Genomic DNA, 24,790 nt, shown 5'->3' with positions numbered 1-24,790 from the left:
GTGGTTGCTCATGGGTGGATCGCTGACAAGTATTGGTTCTCAACTGCCGGCCTGTGTGCTGGTGGGAGGGCGAATTATATCGACATACTGTTGGGTCCTGAGGGAACACGTGAGTGTTTTTTCTTTCAGGAAAGTGACGATCCGGTTCGGATGTCAGGCAGACCGCATCACTTTTGGTGGTGGGCATGGTGCTGGCGGGAGTTCGAGGCGGGTGTGTTGTTTGAGAACTGCACAGTGGACGCGAGCATCTTTGTTGTAAGTAATGAAGAGCGTACGGTGGATGCCTTGGCACCAGGAGCCGATGAAGGACGTAGGAGGCTGCGATAAGCCTCGGGGAGCTGTCAACCGAGCTGAGATCCGAGGATGTCCGAATGGGGAAACCCAGCACGAGTGATGTCGTGTTACCCGCATCTGAATATATAGGGTGTGTGGAGGGAACGTGGGGAAGTGAAACATCTCAGTACCCACAGGAAGAGAAAACAATAGTGATTCCGTGAGTAGTGGCGAGCGAAAGCGGAAGAGGCTAAACCATGGATGTGTGATAGCCGGCAGGCGTTGCATTCGTGGGGTTGTGGGGTTCATCTTGTCAATGCTGCCGTGTTGGCCGACAGTAAGAAATCATGGTGTTAGTGGAAGTGGTCTGGAACGGCCTGTCGTAGAGGGTGAGAATCCCGTACACGAAAACATTGTGACTGTCGTGATGGAAACCCAAGTAGCACCGGGCCCGTGAAATCTGGTGTGAATCTGTCGGGACCACCCGATAAGCCTGAATACTCCCTGGTGACCGATAGCGGACTAGTACCGTGAGGGAAAGGTGAAAAGTACCCCGGGAGGGGAGTGAAATAGTACCTGAAACCGTGCGCTTACAATCCGTCAAAGCCTTCGAGTGACTTGTCGCTGGGGGTGATGGCGTGCCTTTTGAAGAATGAGCCTGCGAGTTAGTGGCATGTCGCGAGGTTAACCCGTGTGGGGTAGCCGTAGCGAAAGCGAGTCCGAATAGGGCGTTTATAGTGGCATGTTCTAGACCCGAAGCGGAGTGATCTACCCATGGCCAGGTTGAAGCGACGGTAAGACGTCGTGGAGGACCGAACCCACTTAGGTTGAAAACTGAGGGGATGAGTTGTGGGTAGGGGTGAAAGGCCAATCAAACTCCGTGATAGCTGGTTCTCCCCGAAATGCATTTAGGTGCAGCGTCGCGTGTTTCTCATCGGAGGTAGAGCTACTGGATGGTCTAGGGGCCCACAAGCTTACCGAAATCAGCCAAACTCCGAATGCCGGTGAGTGAGAGCGCGGCAGTGAGACTGCGGGCGATAAGGTTCGTAGTCGAGAGGGAAACAGCCCAGATCGCCAGCTAAGGTCCCTAAGCGTGTACTAAGTGGAAAAGGATGTGGGGTCGCGAAGACAACCAGGAGGTTGGCTTAGAAGCAGCCACCCTTGAAAGAGTGCGTAATAGCTCACTGGTCAAGTGATCCTGCGCCGACAATGTAGCGGGGCTCAAGTACACCACCGAAGCTGCGGCATTCACACAATGCACCCCCATTTTCCTGCGGGAGGGTGGGCAGTGGTGTGGATGGGTAGGGGAGCGTCGTGTGGCCATGGAAGCGGCGGGGTGACCCAGCCGTGGAGGCCACACGAGTGAGAATGCAGGCATGAGTAGCGAAAGACGAGTGAGAAACTCGTCCGCCGAATGACCAAGGGTTCCTGGGCCAGGTTAATCCGCCCAGGGTGAGTCGGGACCTAAGACGAGGCCGACAGGCGTAGCCGATGGACAACGGGTTGATATTCCCGTACCCGTGTGAACGCGCCCCTGGTGAATCAGTGATACTAACCACCCTGAAACCGCGTGTGAACCTTCGGGTTCGTAGGTGGCGGATGCGTGGGACCTGATCTGGTAGTAGCCAAGCGATGGGGTGACGCAGGAAGGTAGCTGAGCCAGTCAGTGGTAATACTGGTGTAAGCCTGTAGGGAGTGACCTAGGCAAATCCGGGTCACACATATCCTGAGAGGTGACGCATAGCCGAATGAGGCGAATTCAGTGATCCTATGCTGCCGAGAAAAGCCTCTAGCGAGCTTTCACACGGCCCGTACCCCAAACCGACACAGGTGGTCAGGTAGAGAATACTAAGGCGATCGAGATAACTATGGTTAAGGAACTCGGCAAAATGCCCCCGTAACTTCGGGAGAAGGGGGGCCTCGTCTGGTGATCACTCTTGCAGTGTGAGCTGGGTGGGGCCGCAGAGACCAGTGAGAAGCGACTGTTTACTAAAAACACAGGTCCGTGCGAAGTCGTAAGACGATGTATACGGACTGACGCCTGCCCGGTGCTGGAAGGTTAAGAGGACCGGTTAGCCATTTCGGTGGCGAAGCTGAGAATTTAAGCCCCAGTAAACGGCGGTGGTAACTATAACCATCCTAAGGTAGCGAAATTCCTTGTCGGGTAAGTTCCGACCTGCACGAATGGCGTAACGACTTCTCAGCTGTCTCAACCATAGACTCGGCGAAATTGCATTACGAGTAAAGATGCTCGTTACGCGCGGCAGGACGAAAAGACCCCGGGACCTTCACTACAGCTTGGTATTGGTGTTCGGTTCGGTTTGTGTAGGATAGGTGGGAGACTGTGAAGCGCTCACGCCAGTGAGTGTGGAGTCGTTGTTGAAATACCACTCTGATCGTATTGGACCTCTAACCTCGGACCATGATCTGGTTCAGGGACAGTGCCTGGTGGGTAGTTTAACTGGGGCGGTTGCCTCCCAAAATGTAACGGAGGCGCCCAAAGGTTCCCTCAGCCTGGTTGGCAATCAGGTGTCGAGTGCAAGTGCACAAGGGAGCTTGACTGTGAGACTGACAAGTCGAGCAGGGACGAAAGTCGGGACTAGTGATCCGGCACCGGCAAGTGGAAGCGGTGTCGCTCAACGGATAAAAGGTACCCCGGGGATAACAGGCTGATCTTCCCCAAGAGTCCATATCGACGGGATGGTTTGGCACCTCGATGTCGGCTCGTCGCATCCTGGGGCTGGAGTAGGTCCCAAGGGTTGGGCTGTTCGCCCATTAAAGCGGCACGCGAGCTGGGTTTAGAACGTCGTGAGACAGTTCGGTCTCTATCCGCCGCGCGCGTTAGAAACTTGAGGAAGGCTGTCCCTAGTACGAGAGGACCGGGACGGACGAACCTCTGGTGTGCCAGTTGTTCCACCAGGAGCACCGCTGGTTAGCTACGTTCGGAAGGGATAACCGCTGAAAGCATCTAAGCGGGAAGCCTGTTCCAAGATGAGGTTTCTCACCCCCTCGAGGGGGTAAGGCCCCCGGCAGACCACCGGGTTGATAGGCCAGAACTGGAAGCCCAGTAATGGGTGTAGGTGACTGGTACTAATAGGCCGAGGACTTACCACAAAGAAGCTACGCGTCCACTGTGCAGTATCTGAAACAACACACAGATACCCCCTTTTTTCCTTTCACGGAACCCCCTGGACAGTTCCGCACCCCACCCGGGTGCGTGGCCACGGCGGGGGAACCGGAAAAAGGGAAGATGGGTGTGTGACAGTTTCATAGAGTTACGGCGGCCATAGCGGAGGGGAAACGCCCGGCCCCATTCCGAACCCGGAAGCTAAGCCCTCCAGCGCCGATGGTACTGCACTCGACAGGGTGTGGGAGAGTAGGACACCGCCGAACATCCGTTACCGGAAGCCCCCCAACACCTGTTGGGGGGCTTCCGGCATTCCACAACAGTTCCTTTCGCCGACGTTGATCGCGCCGCGGAAAATTCCGTCGTTTAGCACGCAATGACTCGTTCGCCTGCGTAACGTGACCCGGGCAGATCCAGTCGGATCGTGCCACGTGGTGCGCCCGGCCGGATCACCCCAGGCAACGAAGGGAATCTGTGGTGAGCAGCACCAACTCGAAACGACGTCCTACGGTCCGCGCCGCTGTCGCAATGGCGGGACTCGTCGTAGCAGCGGGCTCGGTCGCAGGGTGCACGAAGACCGACTCGAGCAGCGGCGAATCACTACTGGAACAGCTCCGTTCCGAGGGAACGGTGACCGTGGGATTCGCCGGCGAGGCCCCGTACAGCTTCGAGCAGGACGGGAATCTGACCGGCGCCACCGTGGCCCTGCACCGGGAGATTTTCACGAACCTCGGAATAGACAATGTCGAAGGCGTCAGCACCGACTTCGGAGCCCTCATTCCAGGACTGCAGGCGCGCCGATTCGACGTTGTCAGTGCTGGAATGTCCATCCTTCCGCAGCGCTGCGAACAAGCAGCGTTCAGCGAGCCCGAGTTCAACTACACGACAGCGCTGATGGTGCCCAAGGGCAATCCGGCGAAGCTCACCGACATGCAGTCGGTCAAAGACAGCGGCGTCCGGATGGCCGCCATGACCGGCGCAATCGAGTCGGACTACGCACAGGACCTCGGCATCGAGGCCACACAGGTGGCGTCCCCGCAGGATGGCATGGATGCCATTGCCAATGGCCGCGCCGACGTCTTCGCACTGACGGGAATCTCGCTGAACTGGCTGGCGCAGAACAACCCGCAAGTGCCTGTGGAGGTGACTGATTCCTTTGTCGCAGAAATCAACGGGGTCCCCCAGGTAGGCGCCGGCGGCACCGTCTTCCGTAAGGAAGACACCGAGCTGAGGGACGCCTACAACGCCGAACTGGCAAAGATCACGGCGGACAAGGACAAGTACCTCTCGATCGTCGGTCCCTTCGGATTCACCGAGGCAGAGCTTCCCGATCCGCAACTGACCACGGCGAAGCTGTGCGAAGGGGAGAGCTGAGTCGGACGGGACTCTGTTGTGAAGGAGGATTTCGATGCCCTCTTCGATGCCTGGCCGGGCATTCAAGAGGGAATCATCATCACCCTCGAACTCACTGCGGGAGGTGCTCTTCTTGCTTTCGTGCTTGCAGTGGTGCTCGGGTTGGCGGCTCGTTCACACCAGGTAGTCGTCAGAGGTTCTGCGCGGGTTTTCATCGAGTTCTTTCGCGGCACATCACTGCTGGTGCAGTTGTTCTGGCTTTTCTACGTGGTCCCGCTGTTCGGATATCTCATCGACCCCGTACTGTGCGGGATACTCGCCCTCGGACTCAACTACGGCGCCTACGGAGCGGAAGTTGTGCGGGGGGCGATCAATTCGGTACCGCAGTCGCAATGGGAAGCTGCCACGGCGTTGGATTTCACGCACTGGCAGAGGCTTCGCCGGGTGGTGTTTCCACAGGCCTGGGCCGAGATGATCCCTCCCCTCACGAATCTTCTGATCCAACTGCTCAAGGGCACTGCTCTGGCTAGTTACATCCTTCTGCAGGACCTGACGTTCGAGATAGATCAGCTTCGGCGTACGACGGGCAACACGCTCTTCGCGTTCGGGGTCGGGCTCGTCATCTACTTCGTCATCGGTTACGTGCTGACGCTGTTGATGAATGCGCTCGAAGTGCGGGCGAAGAACAGGCTGGGTACCGGTCCCTCCTTGCGGGAGATCTTCTCGCTCGCGCCCTCGGACCCGCGCGGACTGGAGGCTGCTGAAAAATGAGTGTCCAGTGGAGTTGGGATCGCGCGTTCGAGGCGCTACCCGTGTTGCTCGAGGGATTCAAGATCACCCTCGTCGCAACCGTATTGGGCTTCCTTATATCCGTGGTGCTCGGGCTGGTCATCGCGCTGATCCGGCAGGCCGCTCCGCGCTGGATCGCAATGCCGGTGCGGGCTGTGAGCGAATTCATCCGTCTCACACCCCTCGTCGTGCAGCTGCTGTTCGTCTATTACACGTTTACGGCACTGTCACCCTTGCAGATCGGGGTAGTGGTCCTCGGCATCCACTACTCGACCTACATGGCGGAGGTGTATCGGGCAGGGATCGAGGCGGTACCCGTCGGCCAGTGGGAGGCAGCGAGAGCACTGTCCATTGCGCCGGCCCGCACGTGGCGGGCGATCATCCTGCCGCAGGCAATCCGCCGGGTAGTTCCGGCTCTCGGGAACTATGCCGTGTCGATGTTCAAGGACACCCCTTTGCTGTTTGCGATCACGGTGATCGAAATGGTGACGGCGGCCCAGCAATTCGGGGCCCGGCATTTTCAGTACCTCGAGCCGTTGACCCTCGCCGGTGTGATCTTCCTGATCGCCAGTTACCCGACCTCCCTGCTCATACGGCGATTGGAGAAGCGTCTTGCCGGATAAAGCGAACTCAGGCACCCCGATGATCAGGTTCGACGACGTCGTGAAGCGGTTCGGCGACCACGTCGTGCTCGATCACCTCGACTTCCAGGTGGAGCGTGGCGACCGGGTCACGTTGATCGGCCCGAGCGGTTCGGGTAAGACGACGATTCTGCGATTGCTCATGACCCTCGAAAAGGTGAATGACGGCATCATCTGGGTCGACGGGGCGCGCCTCACCCACGAGGAGCGGGGAGGCAAACTCGTCCCGGCGTCGGAGAAGTACGTTCGTCGCATACGGCGCCGGATCGGGATGGTTTTTCAGCAATTCAACCTGTTCCCCAACATGAACGTTATCGAGAACATTACCGAGGCGCCCATCCACGTCCTCGGGCTCGACAAGGCGGCGGCAGTAAAGCGCGCCCGTCAACTGCTCGACACAGTAGGGCTGTCGGACAAGGAGACTGCGCATCCGACGCAGCTGTCCGGTGGCCAACAGCAGCGAGTTGCGATCGCCCGAGCGCTGGCGATGGATCCCGACATCCTGCTGCTCGACGAGGTGACGTCGGCCCTCGATCCGGAGTTGGTGGCGGACGTCCTGGACGTGCTGAGGAACGTGGCCCTCACCACGGACATCACGATGCTCATCGTCACACATGAGATGCAATTCGCACGCGACGTATCAAACCGGGTGATGATGTTCGACGCCGGCCGAATCGTGGAAGAGGGGGATCCCGTAACCATGTTCTCCGCACCGAAACACGAGCGAACCAAGACGTTCCTCAAGGCTGTGCTGGCCGACTGAGCTGGGGGCCGATGCCCCGCTCGGGCAGCGAGGGCGTATAAATACATCTTGTGTCTATGTTGTATTCGGCGGCGGAGCAGGTATACCGCGAGGTGAAGGAGCTCATCCTGTCGGGTGGGCTGCCCGGTGGTGAGCTGATCAGCGAAGGCGAGATCGCGGAGCGCATGGGTCTCAGTCGCACACCCGTCCGCGAGGCCTTTCTTCGTCTCGAGGCCGAGGGGTGGATGCGGTTGTATCCGAAGCGGGGCGCTCTCGTCGTCGCGGTGGCCGAGGGGGAAGCCGAGCACATCGTCGACGCGCGACAGCTCGTCGAGACACACGCCGTTCGGATCCTGGCGGAGCGGCCGCACGCACGTGAGGTGCTCGTCGCTCGGCTGCGCGCCAATCTCGAGGAACAGCGGCAGATCGCCGCAAGAGGCGATGTGGCCGCCTTCAGTGCGTCGGATGCCGACTTTCATCGCCTGATCGTCGATGCCGCGGAGAATCCACTGCTCGCTACGTTCTACTCGAGCCTCCGGGAGCGGCAGCGCCGGATGACCGCCCACTCGATCACCCGCGACCCCGGGCAACTGCCGAGGATTCTCGCGGAACACGAGCAGCTGACCGATCTGGTGAACGACGGTGACGCGGACGGGTTCGAGGCAGCGGTGCTCGCCCACATGCGTCGAGTTCACGCTCTGAATCCGAGGGGAGTGGCTCGATGACCTCCGTGCGCGAGTCGCAAGCGGCCCTGCCCGACACCGTGGTGTCCACGCGGGCGTGGTTGCAGGTCGCCGCGACGATGTTCGCGGTCGCGTGGGGAGGCAACGAATTCACGCCGCTCCTGGGCATGTACCGCGCCGACCACGGTTTCTCGCCGGTGACCGTCGACCTCTTCTTGTTCGCCTACGTTCTCGGGATCGTTCCCGCCCTCCTCCTGGGCGGGCCCCTGTCCGACCGGCTCGGCAGGCGTCCGATTCTGTTGCCCGCCCCGGTGCTGACGGTGGCAGGTTCGGTACTCCTCGCACTCGGCGCGGACTCCGCGGCCATGCTGATCGCAGGCCGAATCCTGTGCGGCGTCGCGCTCGGGCTCGGAATGGCAGTGGGGGGAAGCTGGGTGAAGGAGCTGTCGACCGCGCCGTGGGATCCCACCGCGACGGAAGGAGCCGGTGCCAGACGGGCCGCGATGAGCCTCACCGGTGGGTTCGGTCTGGGCGCCGGGGTCGCCGGCGTCCTTGCGCAATGGGCACCGCTGCCCAGCGTCCTGTCGTACCTCGTCCACAGCGGAATTGCGATCGCCGCGGCCATCGCATTGTTGCGTGCACCGGAAACCCGTGCAGCTCAACCGCTCTCCGACCGGGTGTCGCTCGCTCGGGATCTGGCGATTCCCTCGGCGGCACACCGGCGTTTCCTTCTCGTCATCGCACCCCTCGCCCCCTGGGTATTCGGGACTGCGGCCGCCGCGTATGCGGTACTTCCGGCGCTCATGTCCCAGCATGGCGGTGGGGTGCCCCTCGCGTTCTCGGCACTGATGTGCATGGTGGGCTTGGGGTCCGGCTTCGCGATCCAGGCGCTGGGCCGCAAGATCGATACGCCTCGCAATACGCGAGCAGTCGTCGTTGCCCTCGTCTTCGTCATGGCTGGGATGGGGATGGCAGCGGCCGCGTCTTCCGCGTTGACCGTTCCGCTCGCACTCGTCGCTGCGGTGGTGTTGGGTTGCGGATACGGCATGGCCTTGGTATCTGGGCTGCAGGAAATTCAGCGCATTGCCGGACCGGACGATCTGGCCGGCCTGACCGCGGTGTTCTACTCGCTCACCTATCTGGGCTTCGCGATGCCTGCGGCAATGGCATTTCTCTCCGAGAACTTCGCCGCGGTGACCTACCCGCGAATGTTCACTTTCGGCGCCATCGCGGCCGCGGGATGTCTCCTCCTCGCCGTCGTCCACTGGCGCTCGCATCTGCCCTCTGCCCGCGAAAGCTCGTAACAGCGTGCGCCACCGAATCGGTCGGTGGGGCGCACACGGGAGGGCACAGTTTGGTTTCGGTTCGACGCATCGGAGAACTCAACTCTTAACCTGAGCCTCAGCCGTATACATTTGCCACATTCCGCTCGGCTGGGGTCCACGGTAGGGAGCAACGTGCAGAAATCTGATGGCGTCGAGGCGGAGTCACGCGTGCGGCCACCCATGGGACGGCGAAGACTGCCGCGACGGGGATGGATCGTGACGACGCTGTCGCTGCTCGCTTTGATGATGGTGCCCGCGTCCCCGGTGGCGGCGAACCCCGTCGTGGAGCCCGTTGCCGCAGACCCCAGCGTGGTCCGTGCGGCCGACGGTATGTACTACATGTACACCACCGCGGACGACTGGGGCGACGGCCAGGGCATGCACAACATGTCGATGTTCAAGTCCTTCGATCTCATGGACTGGATGTATGTGGGCGACGTGTTCCCGGACCTGCCCGAATGGCATCCGGAGGGAAAACTCGCCTGGGCCCCGCACGTCCTGGAATCAGGCGGCGGATACAGCCTCTACTACTCGCTCTACGACGAGTCGAATCCGTGTATCGGACTCGCGACGGCTCCGGGCCCGACCGGGCCGTGGACCGATCTGGGTCGCCCGGTGTTCTGTGCGCAGGACGTGGGCATCGAGGGCACGATCGACCCCTTCGTGTGGGACGACGGAACATCGAAGACGATGGTCGTCGGCAACTTCCGCGGCATCTACGCAATTCCGCTGGACGGGGACGGTGCGGCGCCGGTGGGCGAACCGGTGCAGATCGCGGACGACCGGTTCGAAGGCCCCTTCATCACTTTCCGCAACGGCTACTACCACCTGTTTCTGTCCGCCGGGAACTGCTGCAACGGCGGGGACACCGCGTACCGCGTGGTGGTCGGCAGGTCCAGATCGCTGACCGGGCCCTACCTCGACCGCAAGGGGCAAGACCTCAACGAGGGGGGCGGCGCGCTCATCCTCGCGGGCAGCGACCCATGGGCCGGACCCGGACACAACACCGTGGTGACGGACGACGCCGGGAACGATTGGATCGTCTACCACGCCATTCCGCGCGACGACGTCACACTGCCCAGTGGAGCTCAGCGCCGCGAAGGCATGATCGACCGGATCGTCTGGGCCGACGACTGGCCCGACGTCGGTGACGGCTCGCCTTCCTCGACGCGACCCCAGCTACCCGACACCGACCTTCCGGTGCGGGTGTCGCTGACCGCGGACGACTCGACGACCCTGCCCGAGAACGGGGGAACCATCGCGGCGACGATGGTGGTGGCGGCACCCGAGGATCAGCCCTATGCGGGGCAGGTATGGGCAAGCGTGACGCCGCCGGACGGCGGGATCAGTGATCCGATCTTCGGGCCGATCGACGTCGACCTGGCTCCCGGGGAGGTATACGAAGAGCCGATCAGTTACGTCGTGTCGGCAGACGCCCTGAACGGAACCTATGACGTGTACGCCTTCGCCGGCATCTTCGACACCGAAACGGTCGAATTCGGGGCGCTCAACGGGGTGAAGTCCGGCCCGCAGATGACGGACGTCGCCAAGCGCGTCTCCGCCGTCGTGTGGCGAGACGGTGCGTGATCGTCGGCGTCTCTAGAGAGGTGGCAGCGCCTTTTCACCCAGCCAGGTGTCCCAGAGGGTTCGTAGCGACTCATCGGTGTACCGCGCGGCGAGATCGGTGAACTGTTCCGCGCTGACGCTGGAGTGGCTGTGCGACCGGGTCCACTGCTGCAGCAATGCGAAAAACCGTTCGTCACCCAGCCGAAGTCGCAGAGCGTGGAGAGTGATTGCGCCGCGCTTGTAGATGCGGTCGTCGAACATCAACTGCGGCCCAGGATCCGCGACCACCAGATCCTGCGGTTTCCGGGACAGACCCTGGTGTGCCTGTAACGCGAGTTGATGCGCTGCCGGTCCGCCGGAATTCTCCGACCAGAGCCATTCGGCGTAACAGGCGAATCCTTCGTGCAGCCAGATGTCCCGCCATTGACGCAACGTGAGGCTGTTACCGAACCACTGGTGGGCGAGCTCGTGGGCCACCAGTCGTTCGAAGGCGCGGCTGCCCGTGCAGTGGTTGGCGCCGAAGATCGACAGTCCCTGCGCCTCGACCGGAATCTCCAGGTCGTCGTCGGTGACGACGACCGTGTAATCGGCAAACGGGTACGGGCCGAACAATCTGCCGAACACATCTATCATTTCGGGTTGGCGTCCGAAATCGACATCGAACGACGAGCGAAGTCGCGGCGGGTGCACGGCGAAGATCTTGACGCCTCCCGAATTCACTCGTCGTCGTTCGTACGGGCCGATCTGAATCGTGGCCAGATAGCTCGACATCGGCTCGGCCTGCTCGTACACCCACGTGGTCTGGCTGGCCCGGGTCTGCTTGCTCACCAACGCACCGTTGGCCACCGTGTAGTACGGCGAATCGGTGGTGATGGACATACGGTAGCTGGCCTTCGAGCTCGGGTGATCGTCACACGGAAACCAGGATGCCGCGCCATTCGGCTGACTGGCGACGAGACTGCCCTCGGTCAGTTCCTCCCAGCCGACCTCGCCCCACATGCTGCGGATCGGCTTCGGGGAACCGCCGTATTGCACCGTGAATACCAGTGCACCGCCCGCCGGGATCTTCTGCGCAGGGGTGACGACGAGCTTGCCGTTCCGATGAACCCATTTGGTGTTCCGTGCGCCGTTGGCAGCAACCTTGGTGACGTGAAGGTCGGACGCCAGGTCGAGCGCGAACCGGGACCGCGCCTCGGTGGTGACAGCGGTGATCGTGGCCTTCCCGGTAAGCCGGTTGCTGTGGACCTTGTAGGTGAGGTCGAGTTCGTACCGTGACACCCGATAGCCTCGGTTGCCGTTCTGAGGGAGATACGGGTCGAGGGGTTCGTCGAGCTCTTTACCGGGCTTCACGTCGCCGCCCACGGTGCGATGGGGTTGCCCTGCCACCTGGTAGAGGGCGGAACGGTGTCGCCGCGCATGACCAGTGACGCAGGTCCGACCGTGGCGCCTGCACCGATTCCGGCGGCGGGCAGCGCGACGCAGTGCGGGCCGAGGGTGGCGCCGGCTCCCAACGTGACGGTGTCCATGGACATGATCCGATCATGGAACAGGTGAGTCTGCACGACGCACCCCCGTTCCACGGTGGCGCCGTCGCCGAGGGTCACCAGATCGGCTTCCGGGAGCCAATAGGTTTCACACCACACACCCTTGCCGATGGTCGCGCCGAGGCCGCGCAGCCACACGTTGAGTACGGCGGTGCCCGTGGCGGCGCGCGCGAACCACGGTGCGGCGACGGTCTCGACGAACGCGTCCGACACCTCGTTACGCCAGACGAATGAACTCCACAGGGGATGCTCGACCTTTCCGATGCGCCCCACCACCAGCCACTTGGCGGCTACGGATATCGATCCGGCCACGGCGCCTGCGCCGAGGAGGACCACGCCACTGGCCAGGGCGGCCAGCCAGAAGCCGATCAGGTCTGCCATCACCTCGAGCGTGAACAGCACCCCGAGCCCTATTCCGAACGTCACCATCACTGGGATCAAACGGCACGTTTCCACGATCGCCCGGGCGACCTTCAGCCGGAACGGCGGATGGAAAGTGCGTGCGGCGTCGGTGTCGCCCGGGGCCCTGCGCAGGCGGACGGGTGGGCTTCCCAGCCAAGAAGAACCGGACTTGGCCTTGGAGGGCGCCGCCGACAGCACCGCGACGAGCCCGTTCTTGGGCACCCGTCGTCCCGGGCCGGTCATTCCGGAGTTGCCGAGGAACGCCCGCTTGCCGATTTTTGCGTCCTCGATGTGCATCCAACCGCCGCCGAGCTCGTAACTCGCGACCATCGTGTCGTCGGCCAGGAACGCGCCGTCCGCGACCGTGGTGAACTTCGGCAGCAGCAGCACTGTCGAGGCTTCGACGTTCTTGCCGATCCGGGCGCCCAGCAATCGCAGCCAGCCGGGTGTCAACAGGCTCGCGTACAAGGGAAACAGGAACGTCCGGGCTGAGTCCATGAGCCGCTCGGTGGCCCACACCTGCCATCCGGTGCGACTGCGGACCGGGTGGTACCCCTCTCGCAACCGGATCGACAACAGCCGAACGGCGATCACGGTGAGAACGGCGAACACCGCAAGGCTGAGAACAGTGGCGATCGGGAGAACGATCAGCGACTGCCGTACGGCGGATCCGATCGTCCCGGCATCGCGGATCCGCCAGCCGATCAGGGCGATGCCGCACAGAAGGGCGAAGATCGGGAGTCCGGCAATCAGCATCGACGTGACCCCGAACACGGGCACCCAGTACGACGCGCGTCGCGGGGTTTCTTCGGGCCACGGGTGTGCGGCTTTACCGACCTTGACGGCGGGTGAACCCGCCCAATGCTGACCCGCCTTGACCCGTCCGAACACCGCCGAACCGGCCTCGACCTCCGCGCCTCGTCCGATGCGGGCGCCGGGCAGCAACGTGGACCGGGCACCGACGGTGGCCCCGGGACCGATCTTGATCTCGCCGATGTGCACGACGTCACCGTCCACCCAGTGACCGGACAGATCCACTTCCGGCTCTACCGAACAGCCGTCACCGAGTTCGAGCATGCCGGTGACGGGCGGAAGTGTGTGCAGGTCGACGCCCTTCCCGACGGTGGCGCCCAAGGCCCGGGCGTAATAAAGCATCCACGGTGCGCCCGACAGGTTGGCTGCGCCGCTGGCCTCGGTGAGTCTCAGTGCCACCCACAGCCGGAGGTGTTCACTGCCCCCGCGGGGATACGTTCCCGGCTCGAGCCTCCGGAGAAGGATCCGCGAGCCGATCACCGAGATCGCCATCCGGCCCACCGGGCTGATGAACACGACGAATGCGGCCAGGACCCACCACCACGACACGGTGGGCGCCCACGACGCGTCCGCGACGTACGCGAAGACGTTGTTGGCGATGGCAAGCCAGGTGACCCACTGCAGACCGGTGAGGGTAGTGAGCGGAACGGTGGCCGCGATCTGCAGCAGTTGGCTGCGACGCGGAGTGGGGGTGACGAGACGGGGTTCTACGGCATCGATGGGTGCGAGTTCGTCGAGATACTCCGCCAGCGAGCCGAGCCGCGGATGGTCGTAGAGTTGCGCCACGGTGACTTCGGGGAACCGCTCTCGTAGCGCAGTGACCAGCTGGGCGGCCGCGAGGGAACCGCCGCCCAGCTCGAAGAAGTCGTCGGCTGGGCCAGTAATCTGCGCGCCGAGAATCGACGTCCACAGCTCCGCCACCCACGCCGATGTGCCGTCGAGTCCGAGGTCCTCCGCCGAGTCGTCGATTCCGGGCGGCGGCCAGGGCAGTGCATTTCGGTCTACTTTGCCGGACGTGCGAGTGGGAAGCTCGCCGACCAGAACCAGCCGGGGCACCAGCGCGGCCGGTAGTTGCTCGGCGAGCGTCGCGTGGGCTGCTTTCAGATCGAAGTCGGGATCCGTGCTGGCGAGATAGCCGACGAGAATCTGATGACCGGCGCCGGTCCTGCGTACGGCCGCGGCCGCACCGCCGACTCCCGGAAGATTCTGGAGGGCATTGTCGACCTCGCCCAGTTCGATACGCCGGCCACCGAGTTTCACCTGATCGTCGGCGCGTCCCTGGAACAGCAGTCCGCGCCGATCCAGGCGGACGAGATCACCGCTGCGATAGGCGCGATCCCATCCGAGGGTCGGCATGGGCGCGTACTTCTCCGCATCCTTCGCAGGGTCGAGATAGCGGGCCAGACCGATACCACCGATCACCAGTTCGCCCACCTCGCCCTCGGACACCGGCTCCCCGGAGCCGTCGACTACCGCGAGATCCCAGCCGTCCAAGGGAAGGCCGATGCTGACAGGGCTCCGTCCGTCCATCAGCGCACCGCACGCGACGACCGTGGCCTCGGTGGGCCCGTACGTGTTCCAGACTTCTCGTCCGTCGACGGCCAGGCGCTCCGCGAGTTCGGGTGGGCATGCCTCGCCTCCGAAGATGAGGAGACGGACGGCCTCGAGCGCCTCCGCCGGCCACAGCGATGCGAGCGTCGGCACCGTCGACACGATGCTGACGTCTCGGGCCACCAGCCAAGGACCGAGGTCCATACCGCTGCGCACGAGCGATCGCGGTGCGGGAACCAGGCAGGCTCCGTGTCGCCACGCCAGCCACATCTCCTCACAGGACGCGTCGAATGCCACCGACAATCCGGCGAGTACCCGGTCGCCGGGCCCGATGGGTTCGTCCTGCAGGAACATTCGTGCCTCGGCATCCACGAATGCCGCGGCATTGAGATGACTGACCGCGACGCCCTTCGGTGTGCCGGTAGATCCGGAGGTGAAGATGATCCACGCGTCGTCGTCGACCCTCGGTGGGCGGGCGGCCGGAAGCTCCGACCGCTCGGAGGCGGTTCCCGGCGTGATGCCGGCGCCCGTCACCACACAGCGCACCCGAGCCTCGCCGAACACGAGGGCGGCGCGCTCCTCGGGATCGTCCGCGTCGACGGGAACGTACGCGGCGCCGATCGCCAGCGTCGACAAAATGGTGACATACAGAGCGCACGACCCCGAAGGCATGCGGATGCCGACCCGGTCGCCTGCCCCGACTCCGGACTCGGCCAATTGCTCCGCGCCGCGGCCGATTTCCTCGAGCAGTTCCCGGTAGGTCAACGACGTCGTGCCGTCGTCGATCGCTGCGGCGTCGGGATACTCGTCTGCGGTGGCGTACAGAACGTCGATGAGGGTGCGCGGCGCCGGTGCGAACTCGCGGCGAAGGAATTCCTGGGGTATGCGGAGCGAGCGATCCGAATCCGTCGGTGACTGGAGAGACAAACCAGGATTCCTTCTCTGAGCGGGCGGTTGATGCGTACTGCTCGTTATCTCACGATCAAGTAGCCAGTTGGTGAACAGTGGGTGCTCGCTGTCGGGCGCCCGTGGTCATTCTTCACCCCGGCGATTTCCGGCGAATGTCGGGCGGGCGGCGAATGAAGCAGTCCCAGATTTCCTTCGTGGATGCTGAGGTGAGCCGCGAGTCGTGAGGAACCCCGTCAGGCCGGAAGCAGTGGACATCACTATTCCGCCAGGTAGTGATTACGATCACCGTGCGCAGCGGAACGTGTGCCCTGACCTGCGGGTTTCGCCACCGGTCGGCCATGCAACGACGCGCGCTGCCCGCTCTGGCGCCCCAGGGCCCGACGCGGGGTTTGCACAGCCGAAGCCTTCCGGCTAGGTATATATGTGACTGCTCGTCCCACATAAAAATACCTCCCGGAGTGCCCTGTGACTGCCATTATCGAGACAGCCCGCGCCGAGCATGTGCAGCACAAGAGCGCGAGCGTCGCCAAGCGATGACCTCCGCACTCGTCAAGTGGCAGCTGGCCGGGCTGATTCTCATCGCCCTGGCCGGTCTGGTTTACGTCGGCGCCCAGTATGTGCGTCTCGACAATCTTCTCGGGTTCGGCGAATACACCGTCAGCGTCGAGCTCGCGAATTCCGGGGGGATTTTCAGCAATGCCGAGGTCACGTACCGGGGAGTTCCCGTAGGCCGCGTGGGTGAGATGTCGCTGACCTCGGACGGTGTCGATGTCGAGTTGAAGATCGACAAGAGCGCGCCTGCCATCCCTGCGTCCGCGAAGGCCGTCGTGGCCAACAGGTCGGCGATCGGCGAGCAATACGTCGACCTCCAGCCCGACACCGATCGTGGGCCGTTTCTCGAAGATGGATCCGTAATCACAGTGGGCAGCACGGCAACTCCCGTCCCGATCGAGGAACTGCTCGCCGGAACAAAAGAATTGGCCGACTCGGTCCCGGTCGATGCGCTGCGTACGGTCGTGACCGAACTCGGGGTGGCGTTCAACGGTAAAGGCGAGGACATTCAAGTCCTCGCGGATGCGCTGGCGGGACTGTCGCAGTCGGGCTCCGAGTCGCTCGACGAGACACTGGCGCTGCTGCGCGACGGCCGGCCTGTGCTGGCGACGCAGTCCGAACAGTCCTCGGCCATCGAGCAATTCAGCACCGACCTCGACGCTCTCGCAGCAAAGCTGCGCGCATCCGACCCCGACGTGCGGGCCCTGATCGAGAACGGAACGGCGGCCAGTGATGAAGTGGGCGCGCTCGTCAGCGAATCCGGAGGGGCGCTGACCCGGAACCTCACCAACCTCGGCATGACCGTCGGGACGCTCTCGGTTCAGGCGGACGCCCTTCGCACCCTGTTCGTATACTTGCCGGGAATTGCCGCGGCATCCTCCACCATCGCCCCCGGAGACGGCACCGTGCACCTGGGATTGGTGGGCGAGGTGAACAACCCACCTCCGTGCACGGTCGGTTACGAGGGCACGCAGGCGATACTCGAGGAAATGAAGCGCCAGGATCCCGACTTCGACGACACCCAGCAGGACTTTCCTCAGAACACGTCGGCGAACTGCGAAACGCCGCAGGGAAGCGTGACCGGTGTGCGAAGCGCCAACCGGATCGTTCTCGGTGACCCCGCAACGGTCCAGCCGTGGGATTCCAAGCCGAAGAAGGACCCGAATCGTTTGAACCTCAACCCGATTGCGACTCAGCTCGCACCACTTCTGGGGGTGAGCCCGAGATAGTGGGTTGACAACTTCGCGTCGATCCTGCAATCTTCGAATCAGGTCACGAGTACCAGCGTCAAGCCCCGGCTAGCTGGTCGGCAACCCTCCACCGCGGTGGGGTGCTCCGGGTGACGACCAGGCTGAGGTTCATACCGGACCCGGCAAGCGCGGACTCCGAGGGCTATCCCTGTGACGAGTCCCTGAGTACGAGGGATGTCGTGATGACTGCTGTATTGACCGCTGATGTGTGCGTAGCCCCCCTTGCCCCGGTTTCGGGCTCCGACCTGCGGGTTCCGCTGGTGCAGGGAGGTGACTGCACTTACGTCAACTTCGACTACGCGGCAAGCGCACCCGCACTGGCGCAGGTGACTGATCGAATCAGTGCGTTGCTGCCGACGTACTCGAGCGTGCACCGCGGGGCCGGGTACGCATCCCGGGTGTCGACCGCGTGCTACGAGAAGGCGCGCGTCTCGGTTGCACAGTTCGTGGCAGCTTGTGACGACCAGGTGGTGGTATTCACCCGGAACACCACCGATTCCCTCAACCTGTTGGCGGGGTGCGTTCCTGGCAGTACGGTGGTGCTCGACATCGAGCACCACGCTAATCTGTTGCCCTGGAGGAACTCCCGTGTTGTCCGGGCAGCTGACACCCTCGCTGAAACCGTTCGGTTGCTCGTGGCGGAATTGTGCTCGAAGCCCACTGCCCTTCTCGCTGTCACCGGTGCATCCAATGTCACCGGTGAGGTGCTGCCCATCGCGGTTCTGGCGGATGTCGCGCACCGTTGCGGTGCAAGGATTCTCGTCGATGGGGCGCAACTCGCGCCGCACAGGCGTATCGATCTGGAGGCATGGGGCGTCGACTACCTGGCGTTCTCCGGGCACAAGTTGTACGCACCCTTCGGGTCGGGCGTGCTGGTAGGAAAGCGTGACTGGCTCGATGCGGCGGAACCGTACCTCGCCGGTGGTGGGGCGGTGCGCAACGTGACCGTCGAATCCACCGAGTGGGCACCGGCTCCGGCCCGGCACGAGGCCGGCACTCCCAACGTCCTCGGCGCCGCAGCCCTCGCTGCGGCATGCGACGCGCTGGCCGAGTTGGACTTCGGCAGGGTCGCCGAGCACGAAGCGGCGTTGACGTCCCGACTTCTGTCCGGCCTCGCAGATGTGGACGGTGTGGAATTTTTGCGGCTGTGGTCGGACGCGCCGGACACCGTGGGAATCGTGGCGTTCACGATCGACGGGTACGAGCCCGGGGAGATCGCCGCCTACCTGTCTGCCGAGCACGGAATCGGAGTGCGTGACGGGCGGTTCTGCGCGCACCCGCTGCTGACGCGACTCGGCCGGCCAGACGGAGCAGTTCGGGTCAGCCTCGGTCTCGGCAGTTCCTCCGCTGATGTGGATCGGCTGGTGGACGCGGTCGCCGCATTGGTGGCCGGTCGTCGCAGCTGGGGCTATGCCAAGACCGACGGTCAGTGGAATCCAGTGCCGGAGACCCGTTTTTCGCACGACGCGCTACTATGAGCGCATGGCATCGCAGGCTGGGAGCGCAATGATTGCTCACTGGTGCCGTCGGCACGTCGATCTGTGCCGAACCGCCTCGGGTATGTGTTCGAGCTGACCGTTCTTTTCGGCTCCTGACATCGGCACACACATTCTCCGAGGAAATCCCACATGTCTTCAGGCAACGTTTTGTCCTCCCGTACCCTCCGCGTCGCCGTCGAGCTGACCGGATCGGGGCACCATCCGGCAGCCATCGGGGCCGCAGGCACGCGGCCCATCAGCGGTGCGGACTACTGGGTGGAGCTCACCGCTGATTCGGTGGACCCGCTCGACCTGACCTCCTTCCCGCCCGACGTGGTCCGGATTCGCGCCACCGATCTGCGGGGAGCGCAGCAGGAGCGCTCCCGGGTGCGCGCCGAAACTCTCGCCGCGGGGCGCGATCCCGACAGCGTCACAGTGCTGGTCGATCTCGAGGTGCTCATCGCCGCGGAAGCTCGCACCGCGCGCAAGGAGCTGGCACTCCTCGACAGCGCACTGGAAAGCCCACGAACCCCCGAGTCGCTGCAGTACGTCGGGACTCCGGTGGGGCTCGCCGGGCTGATCGCCGACATCCAGGCTGCCGGGGTGGCCGACGGTGTGACCCTGCTTCCGCTGACTCTGCCCAGGGTGCTCGAGCAGCTGGTCGACGGCACATTGCCGTGGTTGGAGCAGCGCGGGCTCGTCACGTCCGCGGAAGCTGTCGACGAGGCCTTGCGGCGTTTCGACCTTCCGCGCCGACAGCGTGTACTCGCTTCCTGAGGTTTCGACGCGCAGTCGCATACGACGCCGTGGGCCGGGAATCTCAGGATTCCGGGCCCACGGCGTCGTGCGATGTCAGTTGTCGAGCGGGGTCGGCCGGTAGTACCGCCCCTCGTGATACAGAAGGGGTGCGGCGGCGGACTCGTCGTCGTCCTCGGCGTGAACCCGCGTGACCAGCCCAATGACCAGCGTGTGATCACCGACCGGAATCAACTGGTCCACGGTGACCCGGAGCCAGCTCGGGGTCCCGTGCAGCACCGGCTCACCGGTGTCGAGCCGAGCCCAGAGCGACCGGTCCGCGAATCGTTGATCGGCGCTGCGTGCGAATCGCTGCGCCAGATGCTGCTGATGTTCGCCGAGCAGGTGGATCACCAGGGAATCGGCGGAATGCAGCGCGCCGATGCTGGACGAGGAATGCGCGATGTTGAACGACACCAGCGGCGGATTCAGGGAGACGGACGCAAAGGACGTGGCCGTGAACCCCACCGGCCCGGCCTCGGAATCGAGCGTCACGATAGTGACTCCCGCCGGATGACGCCGCAGCGCGGCGCGGTAGTCCTCGGCGCTGATCCCGGTAGCAAGTTCGGCCTCGGCCTCGCCGCCCGCGGCGCGGACGGAATCGGTGTTCTTCGCCATGATGGCGTCAACTATAGGCGGGTGGCCGATCGTGAGAATCAGTCGACGTCGATGGCGAGGCCCGCGGTAATGCGCACCAGCTCGGAGAAAGACGTGCGGAACACGGTGTCGGGGTGTCCGGCGGCGGCCCACAACTCCGAATGCTTGGCCAGTGCGTTGTCCACATAGGTCGGCAGGTTCGTGGGGTGCCCGAGCGGGGCGATGCCGCCGATCGGCTGTCCGGTGGCGATCCGCACCATCTCGAGCGGTGCCCGCGTCAGGTTTCCCTGCAGTCGTTTGCCGGTGTTCGCGAGGTCGACCTCGTGTGCCCCCGACACCAGGAGCAGGATCGGGTCGTCGTCCAGAAGGAACACCAACGACTTGGTGATGGCCCCGATGTCCACACCCAAAGCCTTCGCTGCCTCGTCGGCGGTGTGAACGGATTCCGGCTGGGTGACGATGACCCCGTGGTGTCCTCGCGCGATCAGAGTTTCGGCGACATGCGCGGCGTGGGGGTGCAGGGGCGTCGGCATGAACCAAGAGTAGGGCCATAACTCCGGAACGACACGAGGACGCGTCGTCCGAGACGACATCGACACTGGGCGTGGTCTATTCCGGCCTGGAAACCCGGCGGGCGGTGAAGCCGAAGAGCAACGCAAGTCCGAGCAGGGCGTAGAGCGCCAGAGTCAGCGCAGGCGCACCCGCACCCACATCGTCGAAGTAAACGATGCTGCGGACACCCTCCGTCCCCGCACCTGGGGTGATCCACCGTCCGATCGCCGCGTAGAAGGTGGGGATGACGTTGGAACCGAAAGCACCGCCCGCACTCGGGTTGCCGAGGATCACGAACACGGCGATGGCGAGCGGCACGGCAAGGACTCCGATCGCCGCCCGCAGTCCCAACGTGAACACGGCTGTCCCGAAGACGACCCCGGTACCGAGGAGCCAGAGGGGAAACCAGTGGCCGGCGAAGGTGCCCAGCACGTGCGTGGTGATCACTGCACCCAGAGCGCCGGAGATCACGGCGTATCCGAAGAGAACGCCGACGTGTGCCGCCGCCTGCCGCAGCGACGTAGGTGCTCCGATGAACAGCCCGATCGCGGCCGCAAGGAGGTAGCCGCCGACCACCCAGCCGACCGACAGGTAGAAGCCGGACAGTCCGCGATTGTCGTGGACGCCCACCGGGATCTCGTCACGAACCGTGAACTGCCGTCCCTGCGCGTTGTCGACCTGTGTGAACACCGACTCGAGGGCAGAGGAGATGGAACTTCCACCGGCGCTCGCCGTGATCAGCGTGTCCGCACCGACTGGTTCGACCACGTAGGCGCCCTGAATCTCGCGGGCATGCAAGAGCCGCCGCGCCTGCGCCGTGTCGGACACGATGCGCGCGTCGAGCGGGCGTCCGTCGATCCCATTGAGCCGGTCGGCGACCTGTTGGTCGACGCCGGGCGGCAGTCCGGGTGCGGCCACGACCGCAATCTCGATACCGCGGGGAGTGGGCTGATGGAATGCGGCCACATAGCTGAGGATGAAACCGAGCTGCAGCACGAGAACACCGAGAACGAGTGCCACCATGACCTTCGGTGTGCCGTACCTGGACGCGGGGCCGTCCGGGTGTTGCGGCGAGAAAGGGGCGTGTTCGGTCTCGGTCGTGGTCATCAGTAATCCTCGTCCTTGTCGATACCTCGGGTATTCAATACCGTAGGTATCGTGTCCGAACATGGTCAACACGACAGTCGTCACACCGAGTGGACGCCGACGACGCGTCCGGGACGTGATGTCGTGCGGCAACGACTGCTCGACGCGGCGGCGGACGAGTTCGCGGAACGGGGCTTCAACGCCGCGCGTCTCACCGAGGTTGCGCGGCGCGCGGGATTTACCAAGGGTGCCGTTTACTCGAACTTCGAGTCGAAACAGGACCTGTTCGCCGAACTTTTCGCCCAGCGTTCACTCGAACTCGCCGGCCGTGTCCTCGCCGAAATAGCGGGGCTGAATCCGTCGGCCGCAGTCGGGAAAGGCGGCGAGGCGATCGCTTCGTGGATGATGCGCGAGCCGGGGTGGTCGTTGTTGGTGCTCGAGTTCGGCGTACTCGCTGCACGGGATCCACAGATCGCGCAGGCCTACCTTCGCGAACGACGACACCTACGGTCGCGGCTCGTCGAGCTGATCGGTGAGCGTGCCCGCGAATGGGGAGTCGAAGACACCCTCGACGTGCGAACCACGGCCATTTCTCTGATGGCACTGATCTCGGGCTTGGTGCTCGAGCACTCGGTCGATCCCGAAGAGGTGGATCAGACGACGATGGGAGCGGCCGTCACAGCGCTGTTCGCTGGTGCTGTCGCAGGCACCGGCCGGGCTTGACCCCTCATGCGATGCGCGCGACGGCGTCGTCGAGGAACGCGTCGATGTGTGCCCAGGTGGTCGTGCGCGCAGTCGGTCCGGCCACCAGGCCCAGGTGACTACCGGGAGCCGACTCGTACCGCGCCGACGGCGATCCCGTCAGCACTTCGGTAGCGGCCCGGACAGAGGCGACGGGGGCGATGACGTCCTCGGTGCCGCCGATCGCCAGCACCGGAACGCTGATGTCCGCCAGTGACAACGGCCCGTTTCGCGTCTCGAACTTGCCTGCGACGAGGGCGTTCCCGAGGATCAACTGCGTGCAGACCTGCTGGAAGAATCGTGCGGGGTAACCCGGCATATCTGCCATGAACCGGTCGATGGACTCCATGCGGGCGAGGGTCTCCGTGTCGTGCAGATTGCGCGCGATGAACCATGGCTTGGTGAGTTCCCGCTGCAGTGCGGTGAATCGATAACTCGCCTGGACGAGTGGCGCCGGAAGGCCGCCCATCATCCCGGTCACGGCGGTGAGCGGCCGGTCTCCGGTGAAACGGCCCACGGTCCGCAACGGCGCGATCATCGAGACGGCGCGGTAGTCGATCGGTGTTCCGATCGCGGTGACCGAACCGATGGGAAGGTCGCCGCGGCCAGCGGCCGTCAACAACGACAGGGTTCCGCCGAGGCTCCATCCGATCAGGTCGACGGGAGCTTCGTCGTGGAAACGGGACACTTGCTCGACCGCGGTCGGGATGATGTCTTCGATCCAGTCCTCGAACCCGAGGCCGCGGTCGGCGTAGCCCATCGACCCGTAGTCCAGGAGGTACGTCGCCTTGCCGGAGTCGACGAGGTGCGCGGCCAGGCTCTGTCCCGGCCGGAGGTCGAAGCACTGCGCGGGCGCGGCCAACGGGGGGACGAGAAGGACGGGGCGGTCGTCGCTGATCGAGTTGCCGTCGAAGCGGTAGAGGTCTCGATGGGGACCTTCCGCGATCAAGGTCGAGGGTGTGCGCTCCACCGGCGCGATACCACCACCGAAGGACAGTCGCCACGCGTTGCGGGTGAGCGTGTCGAGGGTGGGGGTCCAGGCGATGTCGAGCACGGGGGTCCTCTCGTGGTGATGCCGATCCGAGATCAGATAACTGTGACGACAACATACAGTTAGTTCGACTTCTCGCGGACATCGACCGTCGCGCCTCGGAGCGATGGTTACCCTTGAGTAATGACCGAATCGAAGACCTGGAACGCGTTCACCGTCGAGCGGAAGGACCGCGTCGCGCGGGTGACACTCATCGGGCCCGGGAAGGGCAACGCGATGGGCCCCGATTTCTGGAGTGAACTCCCCGAAATCTTCGGTGAGCTGGACGCCGACCCGGAGGTGCGCGCCGTCGTCATCGCCGGTTCGGGCAAGCACTTCTCCTTCGGCCTCGACCTACCGGCCATGAGCGGGAGCTTCGGAGCAGTCCTGGCGGACAAAGCCCAAGCCGGCCCACGCACGGCCTTCCACGACACGATCAAGCGCATGCAGTCCGGCATCAACGCGGTGGCCGACTGCCGCAAGCCTGTTATCGCTGCAGTTCACGGCTGGTGCATCGGCGGCGGCGTCGATCTGATCTCGGCGGCCGACATCCGCTACGCCAGCGCTGACGCGCGGTTCAGCATCCGCGAAGTGAAGGTCGCGATCGTCGCAGACATGGGTAGCTTCGCCAGGCTTCCCGCGATCATCGGTGACGGACACTTGCGCGAACTCGCACTCACCGGCAAGGACATCGATTCGGCACGCGCCGAGAAGATCGGATTGATTAACGACGTGTACGAGGACGCGGACGCCGTGCTCGCGGCGGCGCACGCCACCGCCACCGAAATCGCGGCGAACCCACCGCTGGTGGTGCAGGGGATCAAGGACGTTCTCGACCACTCCCGCTCGGCCGCGGTCAACGACAGCCTGCGTTACGTCGCCGCCTGGAACGCAGCCTTCCTCCCGTCGCAGGACCTGACCGAGGCGATCACCGCCGTCTTCGAGAAGCGGGAGCCCGAGTTCACGGGCGAATAGCCCGTTCGCTGACCAC

Annotated in this window: 18 protein-coding genes, 2 rRNA genes and 1 riboswitch; of the genes, 14 read left to right on the top strand and 6 right to left on the bottom strand. The window is 63.9% G+C overall.

The annotated features are described in order from the left end of the window. Positions 1 to 253 precede the first annotated feature (253 nt). The 9 genes from HYG77_RS12460 to HYG77_RS12420 all read left to right on the top strand — a co-directional run bounded on the left by HYG77_RS12460 (position 254) and on the right by HYG77_RS12420 (position 10,520). Positions 254 to 3,387 (top strand): 23S ribosomal RNA (locus HYG77_RS12460). 162 nt (positions 3,388 to 3,549) lie between these two features. Further along, positions 3,550 to 3,666, top strand: a 5S ribosomal RNA gene (gene rrf / locus HYG77_RS12455). A gap of 262 nt (positions 3,667 to 3,928) precedes the next feature. Then, the gene (gene ehuB, locus HYG77_RS12450; protein WP_208963364.1) at positions 3,929 to 4,774 is read left to right on the top strand and encodes an ectoine/hydroxyectoine ABC transporter substrate-binding protein EhuB; all 846 of its coding nucleotides are present in this window, start codon (positions 3,929 to 3,931) and stop codon (positions 4,772 to 4,774) included. Positions 4,775 to 4,792: 18 nt separating this feature from the next. Next, entirely contained in the window at positions 4,793 to 5,524 is a 732-nt protein-coding gene (gene ehuC, locus HYG77_RS12445; protein ID WP_208962809.1) for an ectoine/hydroxyectoine ABC transporter permease subunit EhuC, read from the top strand. Beyond that, positions 5,521 to 6,165 (top strand): ectoine/hydroxyectoine ABC transporter permease subunit EhuD, encoded by a 645-nt coding sequence (ehuD, locus tag HYG77_RS12440; protein WP_109326399.1) that lies wholly within the window; start codon positions 5,521 to 5,523, stop codon positions 6,163 to 6,165. The genes ehuC and ehuD overlap by 4 nt, the downstream gene beginning before the upstream one ends. Positions 6,166 to 6,184: 19 nt before the next feature. Then, a complete protein-coding gene (gene ehuA / locus HYG77_RS12435; RefSeq protein WP_109326400.1) occupies positions 6,185 to 6,946 on the top strand; it encodes an ectoine/hydroxyectoine ABC transporter ATP-binding protein EhuA in 762 nt (253 codons plus the stop codon). Between the two features lie 56 nt (positions 6,947 to 7,002). Further along, positions 7,003 to 7,650 (top strand): GntR family transcriptional regulator, encoded by a 648-nt coding sequence (locus tag HYG77_RS12430; RefSeq protein WP_109326401.1) that lies wholly within the window; start codon positions 7,003 to 7,005, stop codon positions 7,648 to 7,650. Then, the gene (locus tag HYG77_RS12425) at positions 7,647 to 8,912 is read left to right on the top strand and encodes an MFS transporter (RefSeq protein ID WP_208962808.1); all 1,266 of its coding nucleotides are present in this window, start codon (positions 7,647 to 7,649) and stop codon (positions 8,910 to 8,912) included. Before HYG77_RS12430 ends, HYG77_RS12425 begins: the two co-directional genes overlap by 4 nt. A gap of 201 nt (positions 8,913 to 9,113) precedes the next feature. Then, on the top strand, positions 9,114 to 10,520 hold the full coding sequence (locus tag HYG77_RS12420; RefSeq protein WP_208963363.1) for a family 43 glycosylhydrolase: 1,407 nt from the start codon (positions 9,114 to 9,116) through the stop codon (positions 10,518 to 10,520). 12 nt (positions 10,521 to 10,532) lie between these two features. Here the strand turns inward: HYG77_RS12420 and HYG77_RS12415 are convergent, their stop codons facing one another. Both HYG77_RS12415 and HYG77_RS12410 read right to left on the bottom strand, forming a co-directional pair. After that, a complete protein-coding gene (locus HYG77_RS12415) occupies positions 10,533 to 11,885 on the bottom strand; it encodes a M1 family metallopeptidase (RefSeq protein WP_244461294.1) in 1,353 nt (450 codons plus the stop codon). Beyond that, entirely contained in the window at positions 11,846 to 15,736 is a 3,891-nt protein-coding gene (locus HYG77_RS12410) for a Pls/PosA family non-ribosomal peptide synthetase (protein WP_208962807.1), read from the bottom strand. Before HYG77_RS12410 ends, HYG77_RS12415 begins: the two co-directional genes overlap by 40 nt. 515 nt (positions 15,737 to 16,251) lie before the next feature. On the opposite strand from HYG77_RS12410, the gene HYG77_RS12405 reads away from it, so the two are divergent. The 3 genes from HYG77_RS12405 (at position 16,252) to HYG77_RS12395 (ending at position 19,775) form a co-directional block, all read left to right on the top strand. Then, positions 16,252 to 17,499 (top strand): MCE family protein, encoded by a 1,248-nt coding sequence (locus tag HYG77_RS12405; protein ID WP_208962806.1) that lies wholly within the window; start codon positions 16,252 to 16,254, stop codon positions 17,497 to 17,499. 41 nt (positions 17,500 to 17,540) lie between these two features. After that, a riboswitch (SAM riboswitch) is annotated at positions 17,541 to 17,655 on the top strand. 47 nt (positions 17,656 to 17,702) lie between these two features. Next, complete coding sequence (locus tag HYG77_RS12400) at positions 17,703 to 18,998, top strand: aminotransferase class V-fold PLP-dependent enzyme (protein WP_208962805.1); 1,296 nt, start codon at positions 17,703 to 17,705, stop codon at positions 18,996 to 18,998. 150 nt (positions 18,999 to 19,148) lie between these two features. Next, positions 19,149 to 19,775 (top strand): hypothetical protein, encoded by a 627-nt coding sequence (locus HYG77_RS12395; RefSeq protein ID WP_109326408.1) that lies wholly within the window; start codon positions 19,149 to 19,151, stop codon positions 19,773 to 19,775. A gap of 75 nt (positions 19,776 to 19,850) precedes the next feature. On the opposite strand, the gene HYG77_RS12390 is transcribed toward HYG77_RS12395, so the two are convergent. From HYG77_RS12390 to HYG77_RS12380, 3 genes are all read right to left on the bottom strand, one after another. Then, positions 19,851 to 20,411, bottom strand: a complete 561-nt coding sequence (locus HYG77_RS12390) for a flavin reductase family protein (RefSeq protein WP_109326417.1) — start codon at positions 20,409 to 20,411, stop codon at positions 19,851 to 19,853. 38 nt (positions 20,412 to 20,449) lie between these two features. Continuing rightward, on the bottom strand, positions 20,450 to 20,923 hold the full coding sequence (locus tag HYG77_RS12385) for a YbaK/EbsC family protein (protein ID WP_109326418.1): 474 nt from the start codon (positions 20,921 to 20,923) through the stop codon (positions 20,450 to 20,452). A gap of 76 nt (positions 20,924 to 20,999) precedes the next feature. Continuing rightward, positions 21,000 to 22,049 (bottom strand): hypothetical protein, encoded by a 1,050-nt coding sequence (locus tag HYG77_RS12380; RefSeq protein WP_208962804.1) that lies wholly within the window; start codon positions 22,047 to 22,049, stop codon positions 21,000 to 21,002. Between the two features lie 123 nt (positions 22,050 to 22,172). On the opposite strand from HYG77_RS12380, the gene HYG77_RS12375 reads away from it, so the two are divergent. Continuing rightward, positions 22,173 to 22,751: a TetR/AcrR family transcriptional regulator gene (locus HYG77_RS12375; protein WP_208963361.1), complete on the top strand. Its 579-nt coding sequence runs from the start codon at positions 22,173 to 22,175 to the stop codon at positions 22,749 to 22,751. Between the two features lie 4 nt (positions 22,752 to 22,755). Here HYG77_RS12375 and HYG77_RS12370 read toward each other — a convergent pair whose 3' ends face one another. Continuing rightward, positions 22,756 to 23,823, bottom strand: a complete 1,068-nt coding sequence (locus HYG77_RS12370; RefSeq protein ID WP_208962803.1) for an alpha/beta fold hydrolase — start codon at positions 23,821 to 23,823, stop codon at positions 22,756 to 22,758. Positions 23,824 to 23,943: 120 nt separating this feature from the next. Here HYG77_RS12370 and HYG77_RS12365 point away from each other — a divergent pair, with 120 nt between their 5' ends. Beyond that, positions 23,944 to 24,774, top strand: a complete 831-nt coding sequence (locus HYG77_RS12365; protein WP_109326425.1) for a crotonase/enoyl-CoA hydratase family protein — start codon at positions 23,944 to 23,946, stop codon at positions 24,772 to 24,774. The last annotated feature ends 16 nt before the right edge of the window (positions 24,775 to 24,790 follow it).

The organism is Rhodococcus sp. ZPP (genome assembly GCF_017656075.1).
GTDB lineage: Bacteria > Actinomycetota > Actinomycetes > Mycobacteriales > Mycobacteriaceae > Rhodococcus_F > Rhodococcus_F oxybenzonivorans.
Note: the sequence above shows the minus strand (reverse complement) of the source record. Positions and strands in the feature narration are given on the sequence as shown.

Excerpts from the sequence above, each read along its gene's own strand:
- ehuB (WP_208963364.1), top strand. The coding sequence starts at position 3,929 with ATGGCGGGACTCGTCGTAGCAGCGGGCTCGGTCGCAGGGTGCACGAAG.
- ehuD (WP_109326399.1), top strand. The coding sequence starts at position 5,521 with ATGAGTGTCCAGTGGAGTTGGGATCGCGCGTTCGAGGCGCTACCCGTG.
- ehuA (WP_109326400.1), top strand. The coding sequence starts at position 6,185 with ATGATCAGGTTCGACGACGTCGTGAAGCGGTTCGGCGACCACGTCGTG.
- HYG77_RS12430 (WP_109326401.1), top strand. The coding sequence starts at position 7,003 with ATGTTGTATTCGGCGGCGGAGCAGGTATACCGCGAGGTGAAGGAGCTC.
- HYG77_RS12425 (WP_208962808.1), top strand. The coding sequence starts at position 7,647 with ATGACCTCCGTGCGCGAGTCGCAAGCGGCCCTGCCCGACACCGTGGTG.
- HYG77_RS12420 (WP_208963363.1), top strand. The coding sequence starts at position 9,114 with ATGGGACGGCGAAGACTGCCGCGACGGGGATGGATCGTGACGACGCTG.
- HYG77_RS12405 (WP_208962806.1), top strand. The coding sequence starts at position 16,252 with ATGACCTCCGCACTCGTCAAGTGGCAGCTGGCCGGGCTGATTCTCATC.
- HYG77_RS12400 (WP_208962805.1), top strand. The coding sequence starts at position 17,703 with ATGACTGCTGTATTGACCGCTGATGTGTGCGTAGCCCCCCTTGCCCCG.
- HYG77_RS12395 (WP_109326408.1), top strand. The coding sequence starts at position 19,149 with ATGTCTTCAGGCAACGTTTTGTCCTCCCGTACCCTCCGCGTCGCCGTC.
- HYG77_RS12390 (WP_109326417.1), bottom strand. The coding sequence starts at position 20,411 with ATGGCGAAGAACACCGATTCCGTCCGCGCCGCGGGCGGCGAGGCCGAG.
- HYG77_RS12385 (WP_109326418.1), bottom strand. The coding sequence starts at position 20,923 with ATGCCGACGCCCCTGCACCCCCACGCCGCGCATGTCGCCGAAACTCTG.
- HYG77_RS12380 (WP_208962804.1), bottom strand. The coding sequence starts at position 22,049 with ATGACCACGACCGAGACCGAACACGCCCCTTTCTCGCCGCAACACCCG.
- HYG77_RS12365 (WP_109326425.1), top strand. The coding sequence starts at position 23,944 with ATGACCGAATCGAAGACCTGGAACGCGTTCACCGTCGAGCGGAAGGAC.